This is a genomic window from Psychrobacter sp. 1U2 (genome assembly GCF_051847575.1).
The window spans coordinates 1-659 of the sequence record NZ_JBPYDC010001234.1 but is presented as its reverse complement, the minus strand read 5'-3'; the positions used below and the strand labels follow the sequence as shown (position 1 = coordinate 659).

At 34.3% G+C, this 659-nt stretch carries 1 protein-coding gene; it reads right to left on the bottom strand.

The window, feature by feature from the left end:
• Positions 1 to 116 precede the first annotated feature (116 nt).
• Complete coding sequence (locus tag ACS8FD_RS21390; RefSeq protein WP_439261653.1) at positions 117 to 287, bottom strand: hypothetical protein; 171 nt, start codon at positions 285 to 287, stop codon at positions 117 to 119.
• Between the last annotated feature and the right edge of the window lie 372 nt (positions 288 to 659).

Sequence of the window (659 nt, the reverse complement as noted above, 5' to 3'; positions counted from 1 at the left end):
TTCGTTGTTTGGATCAGTATTGTTTGGCATGAAATGTCCCTTATATTTACAATTTAAGAATATCCTTAAGCTACCAAGGTTATAGCACTTATATGATTATGCCTTTAAAACGTAGATTATTTGTCAGTGCGTAGCTCATCTTCGATAAAAGGAGTCCGTTCTTCTTCACTCAGCTCTTCGGCAGTATTCGAGTGAGAGGTATTTTTTAAGTTGTTATCAATCTGTTGGCTATCTACCTGTTCTGCAGCTTGCTTAATATCTGAAACGTCGTTATTTGTATCACTCATAGTAAGTTCCTACCTTTCTTTATTATCTGTCATCGGTTTATAAAATTGTCTTTATTATTTAAATCTATAACAATTATATGTGCCAAGTAATTGATAGCACTAGTGTACTGCCGTATCAATGTGTGAATAAATGTGATATTAAAAGACAGTTTGTAACCTTTGTCAGCGAACGATTGATAGTGACCGTCCATTTACCTCTCATGCAATTTAGCAGAACTCACGACACGTCCTAGCAAAATTTGCTACCATATATTTTTAAAAACCACGTATCTTTAAAAAAGTGACTCATCGTTTATTGTCTAGGTAATCAAATTATGGCCAAAAATGCCCTACAAGCTCAACTTCTAAAAGCTGGCTTGGTTGATAGTAAAA

What these genes read in the sequence shown, in the direction of transcription:
- ACS8FD_RS21390 (WP_439261653.1), bottom strand. Translation starts at nt 287, where the DNA reads ATGAGTGATACAAATAACGACGTTTCAGATATTAAGCAAGCTGCAGAA.